Consider the following 15,256-nt stretch of genomic DNA (forward strand, 5'->3'; position numbering starts at 1 on the left):
TTGATCACCCGCCCCCCTTCTGTATTGATAGCCGGGATCATGCGCTGATAGCGTATTCTACTAAACTCTAAAGTGAGGTAGCGCATGAGAAGGTCCCTGCTTGGTATTTCGATCATCTTGGCTTCCTCGTGGATGATGATGGCGGGGTGCGACGACGATGGGGGGAACAACCCTCCGCCGGCGAACGACGGGGGAAAGCCGGACAGCAGTACGGTGGATGCCGGCACCGACAGCGGCCCCGACGCCAGTGCACTCGGTCCCAATATCTCCATTTCGTTCCGCCCAATCGATAACACCATATCGGCGGGGGGTGCATTCTTCTCCGGCGAGCTGACCATTCAGAACGATAGCGATCTGCTTCTGGATACGACGGGGTGGAAGATCTATTTCAGCTTCGTCCGCGGCATCTTGCCCGACGGAAAAGCCGACGATGCGTACACCCAAGATCTGGCGAAGCAAGGCCTCAAGATCTCGCACGGAGACAAGGCGCAGAGCGGCGACTACTTCGTCATGGAACCCCTCGCGAACTTCACGCCCATTGCACCGGGCAAGTCGCGGAATATCACGCTCCTCGCGGAAAACTGGGCCATCGTCAACACCGACGGCCCCGCAGGCTTCCATCTCGTCCTCGGTTCGAGTGATACCGCGTGGGCGCTGAAGTCCACCACGGTGATCGACGCGACGGATCCCAAGCAGACCAAGCGCTTCCCCGGCGATCACGTGCCAGTCCCCACGGCGCAATCGCGATACCAAGAGAACACTCCCCTGCAAGGCGGCACCGTCAACGCGGCCACCGGCCTTTTGCCCACGCCGCAATCGGTCAACGTCGGCACGGGGCAATACACGCTCGGAGGCGGCGGCGCCATTACCGTCTACGCCAGCGCCGGTCTCGATGGCGAGAAGGCCTTCCTCAAAGCTGCACTGGGAGACGTCATCTCTGGCGCCATCACCGACAAGGCCGATCAGGCGAACACCGCAGTGCGCCTCGTGCTCGACCCTGCGGCGCCGGCGGGCGACGAGAGCTATTCGCTCGCGATCGCCCCGGCGAACGGGGTCGAAATTCGCGCACGCAAAGCGGCGGGCATCTTTTATGGGATCCAAACCTTGCGCCAGTTGGTTCCCACCGGCGCCTACCAAGACGCGGCCACCTCGGGAAAAAGGGCGTCGTTCGTGTTGCCGGAGATCACCATTTCCGACAAGCCGCTCTTCGCGTACCGCGGCATGACGCTCGACGTCGGGCGCCATTTCCAGTCGAAAGATACGGTCAAGAAGCTTCTCGATCTGTTGGCCGCCCACAAGATCAACAAGTTCCACTTCCACATTACGGACGATGAGGGGTGGCGCCTCGAAATTCCGGATATACCCGAACTCACCTCGTTCGGCGCGAACCGCGGCTTCGACGTGAACGAGACCAATACGCTCCATGCCGCCATGGGCTCCTCGAACGATCTCGGATCGGGGGACGGGATCTCCGGCAAAGCAGCCAACCCGGCCGAGGCGAACGGCGGGAAAGCCGCCGTGTTCCAGGGGTTCGAAAAGGCGTCGCTCAACTTCGTCGGGAAGGGCTCCGGCTACTACACGACGAAGGATTTCGAGGAGATCCTCCGCTACGCCGCCGAGCGCCACATCGACGTCATTCCCGAGATCGACGTGCCGGGGCATGCGCGTGCGGCGGTCAAAGCCATGGAGTACCGCTATCGCAAGTTTGCCTCGAGCGATGCGACGAAGGCCACGCAGTACCGCTTGGTCGACCCGGACGACAAGTCGACGCACAAGAGCGTGCAGGGATATACCGACAACTTCGTCAATCCTTGCTTGCCGTCGTCCTACGCGTTCCTCGCCAAGGTCGTCAAAGAGGTCAAGGCGCGCTTCGACGCCGTCGGTGCCCCACTCACCATGATCCACGGCGGCGGCGACGAACTGCCGGGGCTCAGCGCCACGGTCACGTGGTGGAAGGGCTCTCCGTTGTGCCAGTCCAACCCGGATACGAAGAACTTGGACGATACGGGCATCAAGGACTACTTCTTCAAGAAGTGGCAGCCGATCATCACGGCCACCGGCGCCACCATGACGGGGTGGGACGATATCATTCACAGCGGGTTGGTGCTTCCCGGGTTCATTCCCATGCCGTGGAGCAACGTCTGGGGTTGGGGGCGCGAAGACGACGCGTACAAATATGCCAACAACGACCAGACGGTCATTTTGGCACACGCCACCAATTTGTATATGGATCTGGCGTACAACAACGATCCGGACGAGCCCGGCTATTATTGGGCAAACTTCGTGGACGAGAGCAAGACGTTCAACTACCTCCCGTTCAACATTTTCGATATCGCCACGCACAGTCGCATGGGGGATGCTTTCCCAGCAGGCGAGTGGAACAACAAGGTCCATCTGACCGACGCGTCCAAGCGCGCGAACATCCTCGGCATGCAAGGGCTCCTCTGGGGTGAGAACCTCAAGAGCCCCGAATTGGTGGAGTACTTCGCGTTCCCGAAGATCCTCGGTGTGGCCGAGCGCGCGTGGAATTTCAACACGCCCGAAACGGCCAACGCACTGCCCCCCGCGTGGAAGCAATTCGTGACCACGCTCGGCCAAGCCGAACTCCCCCGCCTCGATTACTATCACCCGGTCGATCTTCGCGGCGAGCTCCCCAAGACCACGGGCGTCAATTACCGCGTGCCGCTTCCGGGCGCAAAAATCGACAACGGGCAGCTCCTGGCGAATCTGCGCTATCCGGGATTGGCCATCGAATACTCGACCGACAACGGCACCACGTTCAAGCCGTACACGGCACCGACGGCCGTCTCCGGCACGGTATGGGTGCGCACCAAGTCGCCGAATGGCCACTACAGCCGCGCGGCCAAAGTCAATTAGCGACGGACCAGCTCGGTAAAAATGAAGCTCCGGTGACCGTATCCGCGGTCATCGGAGCTTTTCTTCTTTCTCTCTGCCGGTCTGCCAGGACGCACTTCGCGCCGTCGCTGTGCATCTGGCGCGTCCTGACGGTACTCTGTCGCATCGCCCTTGCTGGCGGGCTGCCTTGGCGCGACAGTCCCGGCCAGGTCCAAATCATGAAATTCCGCTCCGTTATCGTATCCGCCGCAACGCTGTTGCTCGGCACGATGGCCGCAGCCTTGGCCTTGGGCGGCCCTGCCCGACCCAAGCCGATGCAAAGCATCAGCGACCCATTCCGCAACGTTGATTTCTCCGGCGTGCCGCGCCCGAGCCACTACTCGGCGCGCGACGGCACCTCGCTCGCGTACCGGCACTACATGCCGGCTGAGGGCAAGCCCCGTCGCGGCACCGTGGTCCTCGTGCATGGCTCGTCGTCCAGCAGTCGAGACATGCACCCCCTCGCACAGAGCTTTGCGCAGGCCGGCTTCGCGGTCGACGCGCTCGACGTGCGCGGCCATGGTCAGTCGGGCCCGCGCGGTGACATCGCTTACCTCGGCCAGCTCGACGACGATATGGAGGACTTCGTGCGCGCCGTGCAGCCTGCCGGTCCCAAGACGCTGGTGGGCTTTTCGTCTGGCGGCGGTTTCGCCATCCGCATAGCCGGCGGCACGCGCCAGGCGCTGTTCGACAACTACCTATTCATGGCACCCTACACCCATCGCCGCGCACCCAATTATCGGCCCAACGCGGGAGGTTGGGTATCGGTTGGAGTCCCGCGCATCGTCGCATTGACGCTGCTGAACCGGGTGGGCATCCGCGTGTTCAACCATCTCGCGGTCGTGAATTTCGCGGTAGCGGACGCACCACCCGACGAATTGACGGCGTCCTATTCGTATGCCCTCGCCAACAACTTTCAGCCCGACGACGACTACAAGCACGACATCCGTGAGATTCACCAACCGGCTGCGGTGCTGGTCGGAAGCCGGGACGAAGTTTTCATCGCCGACAAGTTCGCCCAGGTGTTCGCCGATGCCGGCCGGCCCGATATCCCGATTACGCAGGTGCCCGATACCGGCCATATCTCGCTCTCGTTGAGCGCCGCCGCACGTGCCGCGGCAGTGGCGGCCGTCGAGCGGCTCGAACGGCCTCGCACACCATGAAGCACGTGTCTCGCCGCCGATTCACGGCCGAAAGCATCGGGGACCTGCTGCGGCGCGGCCTGATCACCGCAGCGTTTTCTTGCATCGTCGCGGTGGCGGTGGCCCTCTCGGGCCATGGCGACTGGGGAACGCAATTCGTCTATTCGCTGTCGATCGGGATGATCAGCTGGCTCGTGATCGATCCCGGCCGCCAGCTCCTGCGCGACCACCGATCGAAACCCTGGCCACACGGTCTACCAGGTATCGCGCTGGTCGTGGCGGGCGTCACCATGGGCTTTCTGGCAGGGAACGCCATCGGCAACACCTGGAGCGGAAAGCCGTTGTTCGACTTCCACTTCGCGGGCCCCGGGCTCCCCCGCACACTCGTGATCACGGTGGCGGCGGCCGGGAGCATCAACGTCTTCTTTTACAACCTCGCCAAACGCAAACACCTTCAAGGGCAGGTTGCCCTCGCCCAGCGCGACGCCGCGGAAGCGCGCCTCAAACTGTTGGAAACGCAGCTGGAACCGCACATGTTGTTCAACACACTCGCCAATCTGCGGGCCCTCATCCAGGCCGAGCCAGTGCGTGCCGTGGCCATGCTCGATCGCCTGAATGGCTACCTGCGCGCCACGCTCGGCGGTTCCCGCACGATCCTTCATCCGCTGGCGTCCGAATTCGACCGGCTGCGCGATTACCTCGAGCTCATGTCGGTGCGAATGGGGGACAGATTGCGCTACTCGCTGGATCTTCCGGACGAACTCCGCCGTGTCCCCGTGCCACCCCTGCTTTTGCAGCCGCTGGTGGAAAACGCCGTACGACACGGACTCGAGCCCAAGGTCGACGGCGGTGAAATCACGGTAAGGGCCTACCGCGAAGTGACGGGCCACGGCACACAACTGGTGATCGAAGTGGCCGACACCGGCGTCGGCCTCCGTGGCGCGGTGCCCACCGGTGGCAGCGGCTTCGGGCTCGAGCAGGTGCGCGAGCGGCTCGCCACCGTGTACGGTACACGCGGCACCATGAGTTTGACGGCCGATCCCGCCGGCGTCACCCGGGCTACCCTCACCTTTCCCGAGGCAACATGAGCATGAACCCGAGCGCCCTCATTGCCGAAGACGAGCCGCTGCTCGCGCGCGCCCTCGAGACCGAACTTGCTACGGCTTGGCCCGAATTGCAGGTGGTAGCCACCGTCGGCGATGGTCTTGGTGCCGTCCGCGAGGCACTGCGCTTGCTGCCGCAGGTGCTGTTTTTGGACATCCGCATGCCCGGCCTCGATGGCCTCGGGGCCGCCGCCGAATTGGCCGATGGCTGGCCAATCTCCGAGGCGCCCATTCCGCAGCTCGTTTTCATTACCGCCTACGATGAATACGCGGCCCGTGCTTTCGAAACCCATGCCATCGATTACCTCCTCAAGCCGGTAGAGCCCGCACGCCTGCGCAAAACCGTGCTGCGACTGCAACAGGCGCTCGCCAAGCAAACGGCCCCGGATGCCGACGCGCTCGAACGGGCATTGTCGCAATGGCGACACGTGCTTAGCGCCGCCGACGCGTCCGGCAACCTCACCACGCCTCGCGTCGCTCCGCTCAAGCGGATCGCCGCCAGCGATTCAGGCGGCAGCACCGTGCACATGGTGCCAATTGACGAGGTGCTGTATTTCGAAGCCGCCGACAAATACGTCCGCGTGCTGACCGCCACACACGAATATTTGATTCGCACGCCGCTCAAGCAACTGATACCGCAATTGGACCCAAGCCTCTTCTGGCAGGTCCACCGCGCGGTGGTCGTGCGCACGGATGCCATCGACTCAGCACAGCGCGACGATACGGGCAAGCTGCAGCTAACTCTGCGCGGCCGCCCAGAAAGAATTCCGGTCAGCCGCCTGCATGCTCATTTGTTTCGCGCCATGTAACGGACCATCGGGAGCATGTTGACAGTTGGTGAACCAGTTGTCACAATGTTCTCATGCCCGCGACGATGACCGACGACGAGGCGGCTGCCCGCCGCGGGAGGATCCTGACCGCTGCGCGCTGGTGCTTCCTCAATTTCGGCTTCGCGAAGACGGCCTTCGAAGACATCGCCCGGCGCGCTGGCCTCTCGCGCACGCTGCTCTACCGGCTCTTCAAGGACAAGGAAGATATTTACCGGGCCGTCTTCGTGGACTGGCTGGTCTCTCGGCACCCCGCCGCGAAGGAGGCGGCGAACGGCCCGGGCAGCGCGTATGAGCGCTTGCTCACCGTCTGCCGTCTGTTGGTGCTCGAGCCCTGGGCCGAGATGCTCGGCGCGCCGATGGGGAGCGAGTTCCTCGACGCGTGCGAGCGAATCGATCCCGAGAGCGAGGCTCTTTATCGCCAGGTCGCGCTCGAGTGCGTGGCGGCGATCTTGGGCGACGAGGCGAGCGCCGAGGTCTTCCTCCTCGCGCTCGACGGGTTGCTCGCCGATCAACCGTCGATGAAGGTGCTGGAGCAGCGCACGCAGCTCCTCGCAGTGCGCTTCGCGCCTCGCTCGTCGAAGAAGGGAGCACGCTCATGACGGCATCGACGAAGCCATCGAGCACCGCGATGCCGTCGCCGAGACTGCGCGCCGTCAAGCTCGGCGTCATCGGGCTCGTACTGATCATGCTCACCAGCGCCTGGTACTTCGGCATTTTCGCGCGCGTCGGTGAGCCGAAGGCGCTGGCGCACACGCTCGTCGAAATGGGCGCGTGGGGCTACCTGGCGTTCATCGTCGCGTACACGGTGCTGCAACCCTTCGGCGTCCCTGGCACGGTCTTCGTGGCCGCGGCGCCGCTCATTTGGCCGTGGCCCACTGCGTTCGCCCTCTCCATGGTCGGGACGATGGCGGCGAGCGTCGTCGGCTTCACGTTCGCCCGATTCGTCGCGAGGGACTGGGTCTCGGCGCGCATCCCCGCGCGGCTGCGCAAGTACGACGCGGCGCTCGAGCGGAATGCCTTTTCCACCGTCGTGGTGCTGCGGCTGCTCCTCTGGATGCCGCAGGCGCTCCACGCATTCTTCGGAATCTCCAAGGTCGGGTTCTGGATTCACTTCTGGGGCTCGCTCGTCGGTTACGTGCTGCCGCTGCTCGTCGTAAGCTACCTCGGGGCGAAGCTCGCATGAACTTTCGTGGTCTGCGGCTGGAACGAGTCCGCGCGTCGAAGCAGTTCGATGGGAGCCGTTTCCGCAATCCGGCGGGGCCGTGGAAGGTGGAGACGGGCCGCGTCCTTCGTTTGCTTCCCGAGCTTCTCTTCGGCGGTGCGAAGCGTCGTCCCAAGGCCACCTTGCCGACGATGCGCCCCCACGAAGCATGGGGACTAATGGGAATACCGAGGTAGATTCGCCAACGCCTTCGTGCCAATCCTGACCAGATCCGCATTGAGGAGCGTGTCCTTCTCGAGCCCATTGACCGCCTGCTCGAGGAGTGCAGCCGCCATCTCGCCCAGATCGACCTTCGGAAGGCCAATGAGGCTGCGGCCAATCGTCTGCACGGTTTTCATCATGAGCCCCGTCCGGCCCGGTGCATCGATCAGTCCAGGCTTTGCGATGCAGGCCTCCACCGCCCCCCGAGACTCTTTGGCATGCTCGAGGACGCGGGACTCGACGTCTCCCCGCAGCAGGCAATAGTCGCCCAACACCCACGGCTTCTTGCGCGGATCCCGCTCGGCGTTTGCACCGCTGACGTAGAGAAAGCGAAAAGGCTTGCTCGCCGGGGCGCGTGGGAGCTGCGCGCTGGCTGCGAGTCCCGCGACCGTGTAATCGAGGCAGATCTTCCGCACCTCCTGCCACGGCATCTTCTTCAAATGGGACGGTGTCACGCCGATGAGCCAAATGCAGGCGTCGGCCCCCGCGAGCTCTCGCGTTACCCGCTCTGGATAGCGCTCGAAATCCTCGCAGACGACGGACGTGAGCTTCGTGGTGTCCGCTCCGGGCCCCGTGCTCTGCGGTACGGTCGTCACTCGGCGCGCGAGGGCGGCGATGGACGTGACGGCGGGATTGGCGAGGGCTTGTCGGATAACCTCGGTGCCGACGAAGCCGGTCGATCCGGCGACGATGAGCTTCATGACCTGTTCCTCGAACGTAGCGATGGTACTCGTTCGCGGCGCCTTGGCGAGTTGCGTTTTTCCCGGCAGCATTTGCGTAAATGCGCGTTGTGCTGCAGCGCATCGGCATGGTGCAATGCCCTCCCGCGAGGAGACGACCATGGACCGAGTGACCGGCGGTGCGGCTGGCAAAGCATCGAGACTCGTCACGGCCGACGAGATGAAAAAGATAACCAAGCAGAAGCCACTCCGTCACGAGCTCCCACTCGACCGAGCCGCGCTGGAGCGTCTGCCATGGGGCCCCGCGTTCCGGGCGCTGGTCGAAGGGCCCGTGGAGGCGATCGTCCCCACGCTTTGCGCTCGATGCACACGGGGCGAGAGTGAGGCGGTCGCGGCGTTCGCCACGATGCTGCTCGAAGATATGTCGCCGGTTGCGGTCGTCGAGGGCGTCGCGGCGGTGAGGGCCGTCCCGCCGAAAGAACCGAAAGGGAAAGAGCTGTTCGAAATCGTCATGGGCGCATGGCTGGAGTTGCGCCCTGCCGATGCCGAGGAGCCCGAGGAGGGCGATCCCTCTCTCCTCCTGGGCGAACCGCCGACCCGCGACGAAGTGGAGGCTTCGTTTGCGTCGGCCGGAATCCCGACGCAACCTGCCATGGTCGAGTTTTTCACGACGTTCGGCCGGCTACGCGATATGCCGCCCATGCACTCCGGCCACTTCACCGTTCCATCGGCGCGCGACCGTTTCGACGCCGAAGATAGCGACGACGACGACGGCAGTCGCCAAGCGTGGGACGGCGCGGCCATCATCTATTCGGCGCAGAACGGCGACGAAATCCTCTTGAATGCAAAGGGAGAGATCGCGTGGGCCGTCTTGGAAACGGGCCAGGTCCGCACGATCGGGCCTTTCGAGAAACTCCTCGGCGCCTACCCCGTCGATTCCTATTCATGGCCAGATTGAACGGGAGAAATCACCATTTCAAGGACGAAGCTTCCTCGAGCAGCGCTCTCAAAATAGCCTCCGAGCGCCTCTGGCCGTATCCGCGTCCATAGGCGCTCGACGTGATCGCGACCACCAGATGGCGCGATGGCACGATGTAAATCTTGTTTCCGCCGCTGCCCGAGGCAAACGATACGCGGACGCGCTCCCCGCGGATATCGTGCGTCTTCGTGTACCAGAAATATCCGTACCCGTCGGCATAGGGATCCACGGCCGAGATGGCGACGCGCGGCTGGACGCTTGCGTCGAGCCATCGCGCGCCGACGATGCGACGGCCTTGGTACGTGCCACCATCGAGCACCATTTGGCCAATTTTCGCGACGTCCAGCGCGGTGAGCCAGAGGTTCCCCTGCCCCTTCGTGTGCCCGCCCGCATCGTGCTGCCACGTCCAGTGCGTGATGCCCAACGGCGAAAAAAGTGCATCGCGCGCGAACTCGTCCTGTGGGCGGCCGACGGCCTTTTCGACGACCAGACCCACCAGGTACGCGGAGAGCGAGTTGTAGACGTAGCGGCTGCCTCGCGGCTCGCGCGCAGAAATGGATAAGGCGAATGCGCGCGGATCACGGGCAGCATCGAGCTTGTCCTCGTTGCCGGGCGATGCCTCGTCCTCGTCGTCGGCATCGAGGCCGGAACGCATGGTGAGCGCGTCGTCCAGCGTGATGTTCTCCACCGGGGTCCCACGCGCATCGGGCAGATAGCGGCCGACGGGGTCCGACGTTCCCTCGATGCGCCCCGCTTCGATGGCCATACCGACCAGCAGCGAGGTGATGCTTTTTCCGGCGGAGCGAATGTCATGAAGCGTGTCCGGCTTCTCGCCATTGTAATAGCGCGAGCCGGCGAGTGCGCCGTTGCGCAGGACGATAACCGCCTTCAAATCGGGGTGGTCGTCGGCGTCCCACCGCGACAGAACGCGATCGACGTCCGAGGGCGCCGGAGCCTTGGCGGTGCACGCCGCCAGCCCGGCCAAAAGACAGACCACAGAGAGTCGAAAAATCATGAGAACCCCAGAACTTTGCTCGAGGTGGGCGCTCGTGACCATATGCCGAAAGTCACGATCGAAGCGGAGCCGCTCCGCTCGTGACGTCGACGTGTCCTCGTCGCGGGCTTCGAGCAGCGGTCGTTTCGTGACGGGGACATCGTCTGGTGATAATCCCGCGCATATGCAGACTTACTCGACTCGACGCACGACCTTCCTCGCCATCGCCCTTACCGCCATCGCCGCCGGGCCCCTGGCCTGCCACAATTCGCCGCCGCCGGATCAAGCGATCGCCGAACTTCACGACCCGGACCCCGATACGCGGCAACGGGCAGCGGACAGTCTACGAACCGACGAGGGCGTCCCTCCCAACGCCATTCAGCCTCTGCTCGATGCCCTTGGCACGGAACGGTTTCTGTACGTGCGGGGTGCGATCCTCATCACCCTCGGCAAGTCGGGTCGCCCCGAAGCCAAGGCCCCGATCGATCAGGCCGTGCAAAGCGCAACGGACAAGGACTCACGCCGCTGGGCGGGGCGCGCGCTCAAGTATTGGATGATCGCGACGCACGCACTCTCCGCGGACTACGCGTTTCCCGATGGATGGCCGTATGGGCAGCCGGGCTATCCTAGGAGGCTCGTCGAATAGCTACGTGGCTTCAGATGCCGGATTCTAATATTGCAATTCGTTCGGCTTCTCGACACGCCCGACGAGTTGGTTCGAAGGCGCCGAGCCCTGGGAACGCGTCGTGCTCACGGTGCGCGATACGACCTATGAAGCGTCCCGCGGGAAGGAATGCGGATACGCTTCGTAGAAGATAGACAGGTGAGGAGCCAGCCCTTGAAAATCGATTTCGAGCAGTTGACGTCGGGCCCGAATCTCAACCGTGCGTATTACATTGCATGGGACGGGAAATCCTTTTGGATCGCGACCTGCGACCAATACGGAAGCAATTCCGCATTGTGGCGCGGTGACGGCCATGACTTTCAGGTCATGTGCTCGCAGAACCTGTTTCCAAGCAAACCCAGGGGTGCGCGTCTACTCTACCTTCCAGCGGGCGAGCTGCATCTGTTGGCCTATTTGGCGGACAGCTATCATCACGCTGTTTTCGATGGCACCCGTTTCGTTTCGCGGCCACCCCCGCCGTTCTCCGAGGAGGGGGGACGTTTCTCCGAATTCGCAGTGGAAGTCGATCGCGCGCGGGAGGCGATTGTCCTCGTCGACGTTCGAGACGGGACGATTCACGAATACGTGAGTGGGAACTGGACAATCGCAGGAACGCTCGGTTTCGATTCAAAAAAGCGACGCATGGGCAAATGGGATGGACGCCGGGTGGCGGTGGCGTGGGACGACGCTCGCAAAGCCTTGATTGTCGTTTGGAATGAAAAAGGCGCAACGTGCACCCGTGCATCCATTTGGAATGGGAAGGACCTCGTCGCGCTCACCGGGCCGGGGGTCTCGACCGGAGGTGCCATCGACGGGGAGGACGAAACGCTCCCGGAGTTCGTCTTGCCAGCGACCCATCCGGTGACGGGGCGCGCCCTGTTCTCGGGCAGTGATGGCATCCCGAAGATGTTGAGTCCCGAAGGGACATGGATCGAGCTCGACGCCTATCCTCAGGCCGTGGAGGTACTCACTCCGGGGCCGGACGGCCTCGTGGCGTGGCATAGTTATGGCACCGCCTCCTGGAATGGGACGACCTGGAAGCAGCGCGATCCGTGGGTTTCGATGCGGATCGACGATACGGATCGCCCGCACCTCGTTTCGCGAGATCTCGCCTTCGAGATCCTTGCGTACCGTGCAAGCGATGAGCGATGGGCGCCACCGAAGACGACAGGGCGCAAGCCCGAGGGAGCTTCCCATACGCTCGTCGTCGATCCACGCTCGGGTCGCATTTTCGTCAGCGCCGGCCACGACGACGGTACCCCGCTGCGCACGACGTGGGAGTGGTCGGAATCCGAGGGGTGGTGTGAGTTGAAGACGGAGAGCGCTCCGTTGCCGCGTGCCGATGGCGTCGGCGTGGTCGTTGGGGACGAGTTGATCATCACCGGCGGTGTGCTTCCGCAGACTCTGGACTATCACCCGCATCCGACGCCGACGCGCATGACCGAGCACTTCGACGGGCGCCGATGGACGGCCTATCCCGAGTTCCACGCCCCGAGCAACGTCCGATTGCTGGAAACCGACCCCGTGACCGGTGCCATATTTGCGGTCGAAGATCGCGGGAATGACGTCGTTCTCTGGGCGTACCAGGGGGAGGGACGCTGGAACGAAGGCATCACCATCTCCGTTCAAAAGGAAGACGATTCTCCCGAAGGCCGAGAAGACCCTCGTTTCGCATTCGATGCCAAAAGACGGCGTCTCTTGATGCTGAGGCCTTTCGAAATCGACTGTCTCGGAACAGGCATCTTCGCCGCCGAGTTGGCGCCTTGGCTCGATACTCTCACCGCACCCGGCGCAGAGGGGAGCACGATCCCGATTCGGAAGCATGACGCGTTGAATGCGTTTCTCGCGCCGTCGGCGGCACCGATCCCCGTGGACTGGGGCGCGGTCGAGTCCTGGCTCGGCCTCCGCCTGCCTGCAGACTACAAGGCGTTGGTCTCGGCCTACGGGCCCCTCGACATCGGTGAGCACATTTGGTTGCACATGCCCTGCGCGGTAGCGGGGCTCTTCGAATACCATGAATGGCTGACGAAGAATCACAAGTATTGCCGCGCCGTTGCACGTGACGCGCCAGCTCGTGGTAAACCTGCGGTGTTCCACCCGGCGGCCGGCGGTTTGCTCCTCTGGGGGGAGACACGCCAGTCGTCCTTTCTTTTCTGGGATACGTCGGCGTCCGACAACCCCGATGAGTGGCCCGTCGTGTCGTTCAGCGTGAGCGCCGCCGATCAGAACGTCGTACCGTGGCACAACTACGAAATGCCATTGCTGCAGATGTTGTCCGCCGCGATTCACGACGGAGTGCCGCTGGCCGGCGATGCCACACTCGGCCCGCTGCCGGCGATGGCGCAGCGTACGGCCAATCTCGCGCATGACGCCGTGCCTTGGGTGCCGCCTCCGCCTGCGCCGCCGAAGAACGGAAAAGCCGAGGCTCGGCGACGCAAGGCGCTCACCGAAGGCTCCGGGCTGGCAGCGATCAAGGTCCTCGTGCCTCCACCCAAAGAGCGCTATCTCGGCGACGCTACTTGGGAGAAGGTCTTCGAAGCACTCGGCACGCGGCTGCCGGCCGAGTACGTGACCTTGATGAACACCTACGGTGCGGGGTGCTGGTCCGAGTATCTGCGGTTCGGCCCGCCGTTGGCGATCGATCACAAATTGGGACTCGTGTGCCAAGTTGCCGAGGTCCTCGAGGGATATCGGAGCTTGCGCGCCGACCATCCCCAATACCACCCACTCCCCACTTGGCCGGAGCCCGGAGGGTTCCTGCCCTTCGCGGATTCCATCGACGGGGATTACGTGGGATGGCTGACCCAAGGAGCCCCCGACGAGTGGCCCGTGATCGTCTATCCGCATAGCGCCGATCAAGGCCCACCGCTAACGGGCAAGCTGACCGACATTCTTCTGGAGTGGCTGCGTGGCCGCTTCTCGACCGACGGCCTTCCCGAGCTGGACGAGCCGCTGGAGACCATCGGCTTCGAGCCTTGGACCGAGAAGGACGACGAGGACGAGGAATCGTGAGCGACGTCTGGTAGCAAAGGGGCTGCCCGGGATGGCGCATGTTCGAGTAAGCTTCCTCCCGTGCATACCGAAAGCATCGAGTACGAAGCGGATGGCGCCCGGCGGGTTGGATATTTGGCGGTCGATCGCGCGCCCGGCGGGCGGCGGCCGGGCGTCTTGATCGCACACGAGGCCAACGGCGTCAGCGAAGTCGTCAAGGAGCGCGCGCGGAAGCTCGCGGAGCTGGGCTACGTCGCGTTCGCGATGGACTACGTCGGCGACGGGGTCGTGCTCGAGGGGTTCGAGAAGACCGCCGCGCTCCTCGCGAAGTATCGTGAGGCGCCCGAGCGGATCCGTGCGATAGGGCGTGCGAGCCTCGACGTGCTGCGTGCGCAGCCCGAGTGCGATGCGGACAAGATCGCCGCGATCGGCTACTGCTATGGCGGGGCCGCGGTGCTCGAGCTCGCGCGCGACGGTGCCGATCTCGCATGTATCGTAGGGTTCCACGCGCAACTCTCGACGAAGGATCCCGAAGATGCGCACCGCATCAAGGGCAAGGTCCTCGCCTGCATCGGCGCGGACGATCCCTGGGTACCCGCCGACCAGCGCCTCGCATTCGAGCAAGAGATGCGCGCCGCGAAGGTCGACTGGCGCTTGCACGTCTACGGTGGTGCGGTCCACGGCTTCGCAAACCCGAACGCGGATCGGCTCAACAACCCCGCCGTCGCGTACCATCGCCCGAGCCACGAGCGCTCCTGGCGAGCGATGATCGATCTCTTCGACGAGACGTTTGGTCGTCCCATCTGACGCTCCGCGGGAGCGGCTTACAGTTCGCCGGTCATGAATTGGGCGCGACCGTTTCCGAAGCTCCAATCCGAATCCGAATTCGTGACCAGGGAGACGATGACATCGCTCGGTGTGATTCCGCAGCTCTCCTCGAGTTCCCGACAGAGCGTTTCGTAAAACCTCGACTTGGCCCGATCGCTTCGCGGTCGGGTGGTGAGCGTGAGGACGACCACCTTGTTCGTCCGCACGATACCGAGCCCCGTATCCTGCAGAACGAGTCAGGAAACGGGGTGCTCGTAGACGATCTGGTAGCGATCGCGCTCGGGGACCTCGAAGGCGTCGACCACCGCACGATGCGCGGCATCGAGCAGGGTTTGCACTTCTTCGTCGGTGCGTCCTTGGATGAGATCAAATCGAACGAGCGGCATGCGTCTTCTCCCGTGGTGGAAAGATGCGATTGATCGCTATTTGCGCGGTCATGGATGGTTTTCCGGTGGCTTGGGGGCGGCGGAAAGCGAGGTGTCCGCGCGCAATCGTTTCGCGAGAGGGATGGCTTGCTCGCCAGCAAGCATTCCAAGCAGACCGACGAGCGCGACCACGGGAGGGGCCGGCGATCGGACGTTGAGCACGCTGTAGATCACGCCGACGAGGATCCCCGCGGCGAGAGACAACACATACATTTTGATCGGCATGGTGCTCAGACGTTAAGGGCGTCGTGGATGCCCGATAACGCGCGATCCAATGCGATGACTTCTCACTGGTGGTAGGA

Annotated in this window: 16 protein-coding genes; 11 read left to right on the forward strand and 5 right to left on the reverse strand. The window is 63.6% G+C overall.

The window, feature by feature from the left end:
* The first annotated feature begins 84 nt into the window (after positions 1-84).
* From LVJ94_26185 to LVJ94_26215, 7 genes are read left to right on the forward strand one after another with little or no spacing between them, the layout of a single operon-like run.
* Positions 85-2,877, forward strand: coding sequence for a carbohydate-binding domain-containing protein (locus tag LVJ94_26185; GenBank protein WXB00399.1), 2,793 nt, complete (start codon positions 85-87; stop codon positions 2,875-2,877).
* A 32-nt stretch (positions 2,878-2,909) separates the two neighbouring features.
* Positions 2,910-4,058 carry an alpha/beta fold hydrolase gene (locus LVJ94_26190; protein WXB00400.1) on the forward strand — a complete coding sequence of 383 codons (1,149 nt, stop codon included), beginning with the start codon at positions 2,910-2,912 and terminating at the stop codon, positions 4,056-4,058.
* Complete coding sequence (locus LVJ94_26195) at positions 4,055-5,125, forward strand: histidine kinase (GenBank protein ID WXB00401.1); 1,071 nt, start codon at positions 4,055-4,057, stop codon at positions 5,123-5,125. Before LVJ94_26190 ends, LVJ94_26195 begins: the two co-directional genes overlap by 4 nt.
* The gene (locus LVJ94_26200) at positions 5,122-5,949 is read left to right on the forward strand and encodes a LytTR family DNA-binding domain-containing protein (GenBank protein ID WXB00402.1); all 828 of its coding nucleotides are present in this window, start codon (positions 5,122-5,124) and stop codon (positions 5,947-5,949) included. The genes LVJ94_26195 and LVJ94_26200 overlap by 4 nt, the downstream gene beginning before the upstream one ends.
* Positions 5,950-6,002: 53 nt before the next feature.
* Positions 6,003-6,569, forward strand: coding sequence for a TetR/AcrR family transcriptional regulator (locus LVJ94_26205; protein WXB00403.1), 567 nt, complete (start codon positions 6,003-6,005; stop codon positions 6,567-6,569).
* A complete protein-coding gene (locus LVJ94_26210; GenBank protein WXB00404.1) occupies positions 6,566-7,153 on the forward strand; it encodes a VTT domain-containing protein in 588 nt (195 codons plus the stop codon). The genes LVJ94_26205 and LVJ94_26210 overlap by 4 nt, the downstream gene beginning before the upstream one ends.
* Positions 7,150-7,368, forward strand: coding sequence for a hypothetical protein (locus LVJ94_26215; GenBank protein ID WXB00405.1), 219 nt, complete (start codon positions 7,150-7,152; stop codon positions 7,366-7,368). Before LVJ94_26210 ends, LVJ94_26215 begins: the two co-directional genes overlap by 4 nt.
* Here LVJ94_26215 and LVJ94_26220 read toward each other — a convergent pair.
* On the reverse strand, positions 7,348-8,094 hold the full coding sequence (locus LVJ94_26220; GenBank protein ID WXB00406.1) for a hypothetical protein: 747 nt from the start codon (positions 8,092-8,094) through the stop codon (positions 7,348-7,350). The genes LVJ94_26215 and LVJ94_26220 overlap by 21 nt on opposite strands.
* A gap of 139 nt (positions 8,095-8,233) precedes the next feature.
* On the opposite strand from LVJ94_26220, the gene LVJ94_26225 reads away from it, so the two are divergent.
* A complete protein-coding gene (locus LVJ94_26225; GenBank protein WXB00407.1) occupies positions 8,234-9,031 on the forward strand; it encodes a hypothetical protein in 798 nt (265 codons plus the stop codon).
* A 10-nt stretch (positions 9,032-9,041) separates the two neighbouring features.
* Here LVJ94_26225 and LVJ94_26230 read toward each other — a convergent pair whose 3' ends face one another.
* A complete protein-coding gene (locus LVJ94_26230) occupies positions 9,042-10,067 on the reverse strand; it encodes a beta-lactamase family protein (GenBank protein WXB00408.1) in 1,026 nt (341 codons plus the stop codon).
* A 163-nt stretch (positions 10,068-10,230) separates the two neighbouring features.
* Between LVJ94_26230 and LVJ94_26235 the strand changes: the two genes are divergently transcribed.
* The 3 genes from LVJ94_26235 to LVJ94_26245 all read left to right on the forward strand — a co-directional run bounded on the left by LVJ94_26235 (position 10,231) and on the right by LVJ94_26245 (position 14,508).
* Positions 10,231-10,692, forward strand: coding sequence for a HEAT repeat domain-containing protein (locus LVJ94_26235; protein ID WXB00409.1), 462 nt, complete (start codon positions 10,231-10,233; stop codon positions 10,690-10,692).
* Between the two features lie 660 nt (positions 10,693-11,352).
* Entirely contained in the window at positions 11,353-13,722 is a 2,370-nt protein-coding gene (locus LVJ94_26240) for an SMI1/KNR4 family protein (protein ID WXB00410.1), read from the forward strand.
* 60 nt (positions 13,723-13,782) lie between these two features.
* The gene (locus tag LVJ94_26245) at positions 13,783-14,508 is read left to right on the forward strand and encodes a dienelactone hydrolase family protein (GenBank protein WXB00411.1); all 726 of its coding nucleotides are present in this window, start codon (positions 13,783-13,785) and stop codon (positions 14,506-14,508) included.
* 17 nt (positions 14,509-14,525) lie between these two features.
* Here the strand turns inward: LVJ94_26245 and LVJ94_26250 are convergent, their stop codons facing one another.
* The 3 genes from LVJ94_26250 to LVJ94_26260 are packed head-to-tail and all read right to left on the reverse strand — an operon-like array spanning position 14,526 to position 15,179.
* Positions 14,526-14,735 (reverse strand): tautomerase family protein, encoded by a 210-nt coding sequence (locus LVJ94_26250; GenBank protein WXB00412.1) that lies wholly within the window; start codon positions 14,733-14,735, stop codon positions 14,526-14,528.
* A 30-nt stretch (positions 14,736-14,765) separates the two neighbouring features.
* On the reverse strand, positions 14,766-14,915 hold the full coding sequence (locus LVJ94_26255; GenBank protein ID WXB00413.1) for a 4-oxalocrotonate tautomerase family protein: 150 nt from the start codon (positions 14,913-14,915) through the stop codon (positions 14,766-14,768).
* Between the two features lie 48 nt (positions 14,916-14,963).
* Positions 14,964-15,179 (reverse strand): XapX domain-containing protein, encoded by a 216-nt coding sequence (locus tag LVJ94_26260; protein WXB00414.1) that lies wholly within the window; start codon positions 15,177-15,179, stop codon positions 14,964-14,966.
* Positions 15,180-15,256 lie beyond the last annotated feature (77 nt).

It is taken from the genome of Sorangiineae bacterium MSr11367 (assembly GCA_037157805.1).
Taxonomy (GTDB): Bacteria; Myxococcota_A; Polyangia; order Polyangiales; family Polyangiaceae; genus Pendulispora; species Pendulispora rubella.

Coding starts and splice junctions, on each gene's coding strand:
- LVJ94_26185 (WXB00399.1), top strand. CDS start 85: ATGAGAAGGTCCCTGCTTGGTATTTCGATCATCTTGGCTTCCTCGTGG.
- LVJ94_26195 (WXB00401.1), top strand. CDS start 4,055: ATGAAGCACGTGTCTCGCCGCCGATTCACGGCCGAAAGCATCGGGGAC.
- LVJ94_26200 (WXB00402.1), top strand. CDS start 5,122: ATGAGCATGAACCCGAGCGCCCTCATTGCCGAAGACGAGCCGCTGCTC.
- LVJ94_26205 (WXB00403.1), top strand. CDS start 6,003: ATGCCCGCGACGATGACCGACGACGAGGCGGCTGCCCGCCGCGGGAGG.
- LVJ94_26210 (WXB00404.1), top strand. CDS start 6,566: ATGACGGCATCGACGAAGCCATCGAGCACCGCGATGCCGTCGCCGAGA.
- LVJ94_26215 (WXB00405.1), top strand. CDS start 7,150: ATGAACTTTCGTGGTCTGCGGCTGGAACGAGTCCGCGCGTCGAAGCAG.
- LVJ94_26220 (WXB00406.1), bottom strand. CDS start 8,094: ATGAAGCTCATCGTCGCCGGATCGACCGGCTTCGTCGGCACCGAGGTT.
- LVJ94_26225 (WXB00407.1), top strand. CDS start 8,234: ATGGACCGAGTGACCGGCGGTGCGGCTGGCAAAGCATCGAGACTCGTC.
- LVJ94_26230 (WXB00408.1), bottom strand. CDS start 10,067: ATGATTTTTCGACTCTCTGTGGTCTGTCTTTTGGCCGGGCTGGCGGCG.
- LVJ94_26235 (WXB00409.1), top strand. CDS start 10,231: ATGCAGACTTACTCGACTCGACGCACGACCTTCCTCGCCATCGCCCTT.
- LVJ94_26240 (WXB00410.1), top strand. CDS start 11,353: ATGGGCAAATGGGATGGACGCCGGGTGGCGGTGGCGTGGGACGACGCT.
- LVJ94_26255 (WXB00413.1), bottom strand. CDS start 14,915: ATGCCGCTCGTTCGATTTGATCTCATCCAAGGACGCACCGACGAAGAA.
- LVJ94_26260 (WXB00414.1), bottom strand. CDS start 15,179: ATGCCGATCAAAATGTATGTGTTGTCTCTCGCCGCGGGGATCCTCGTC.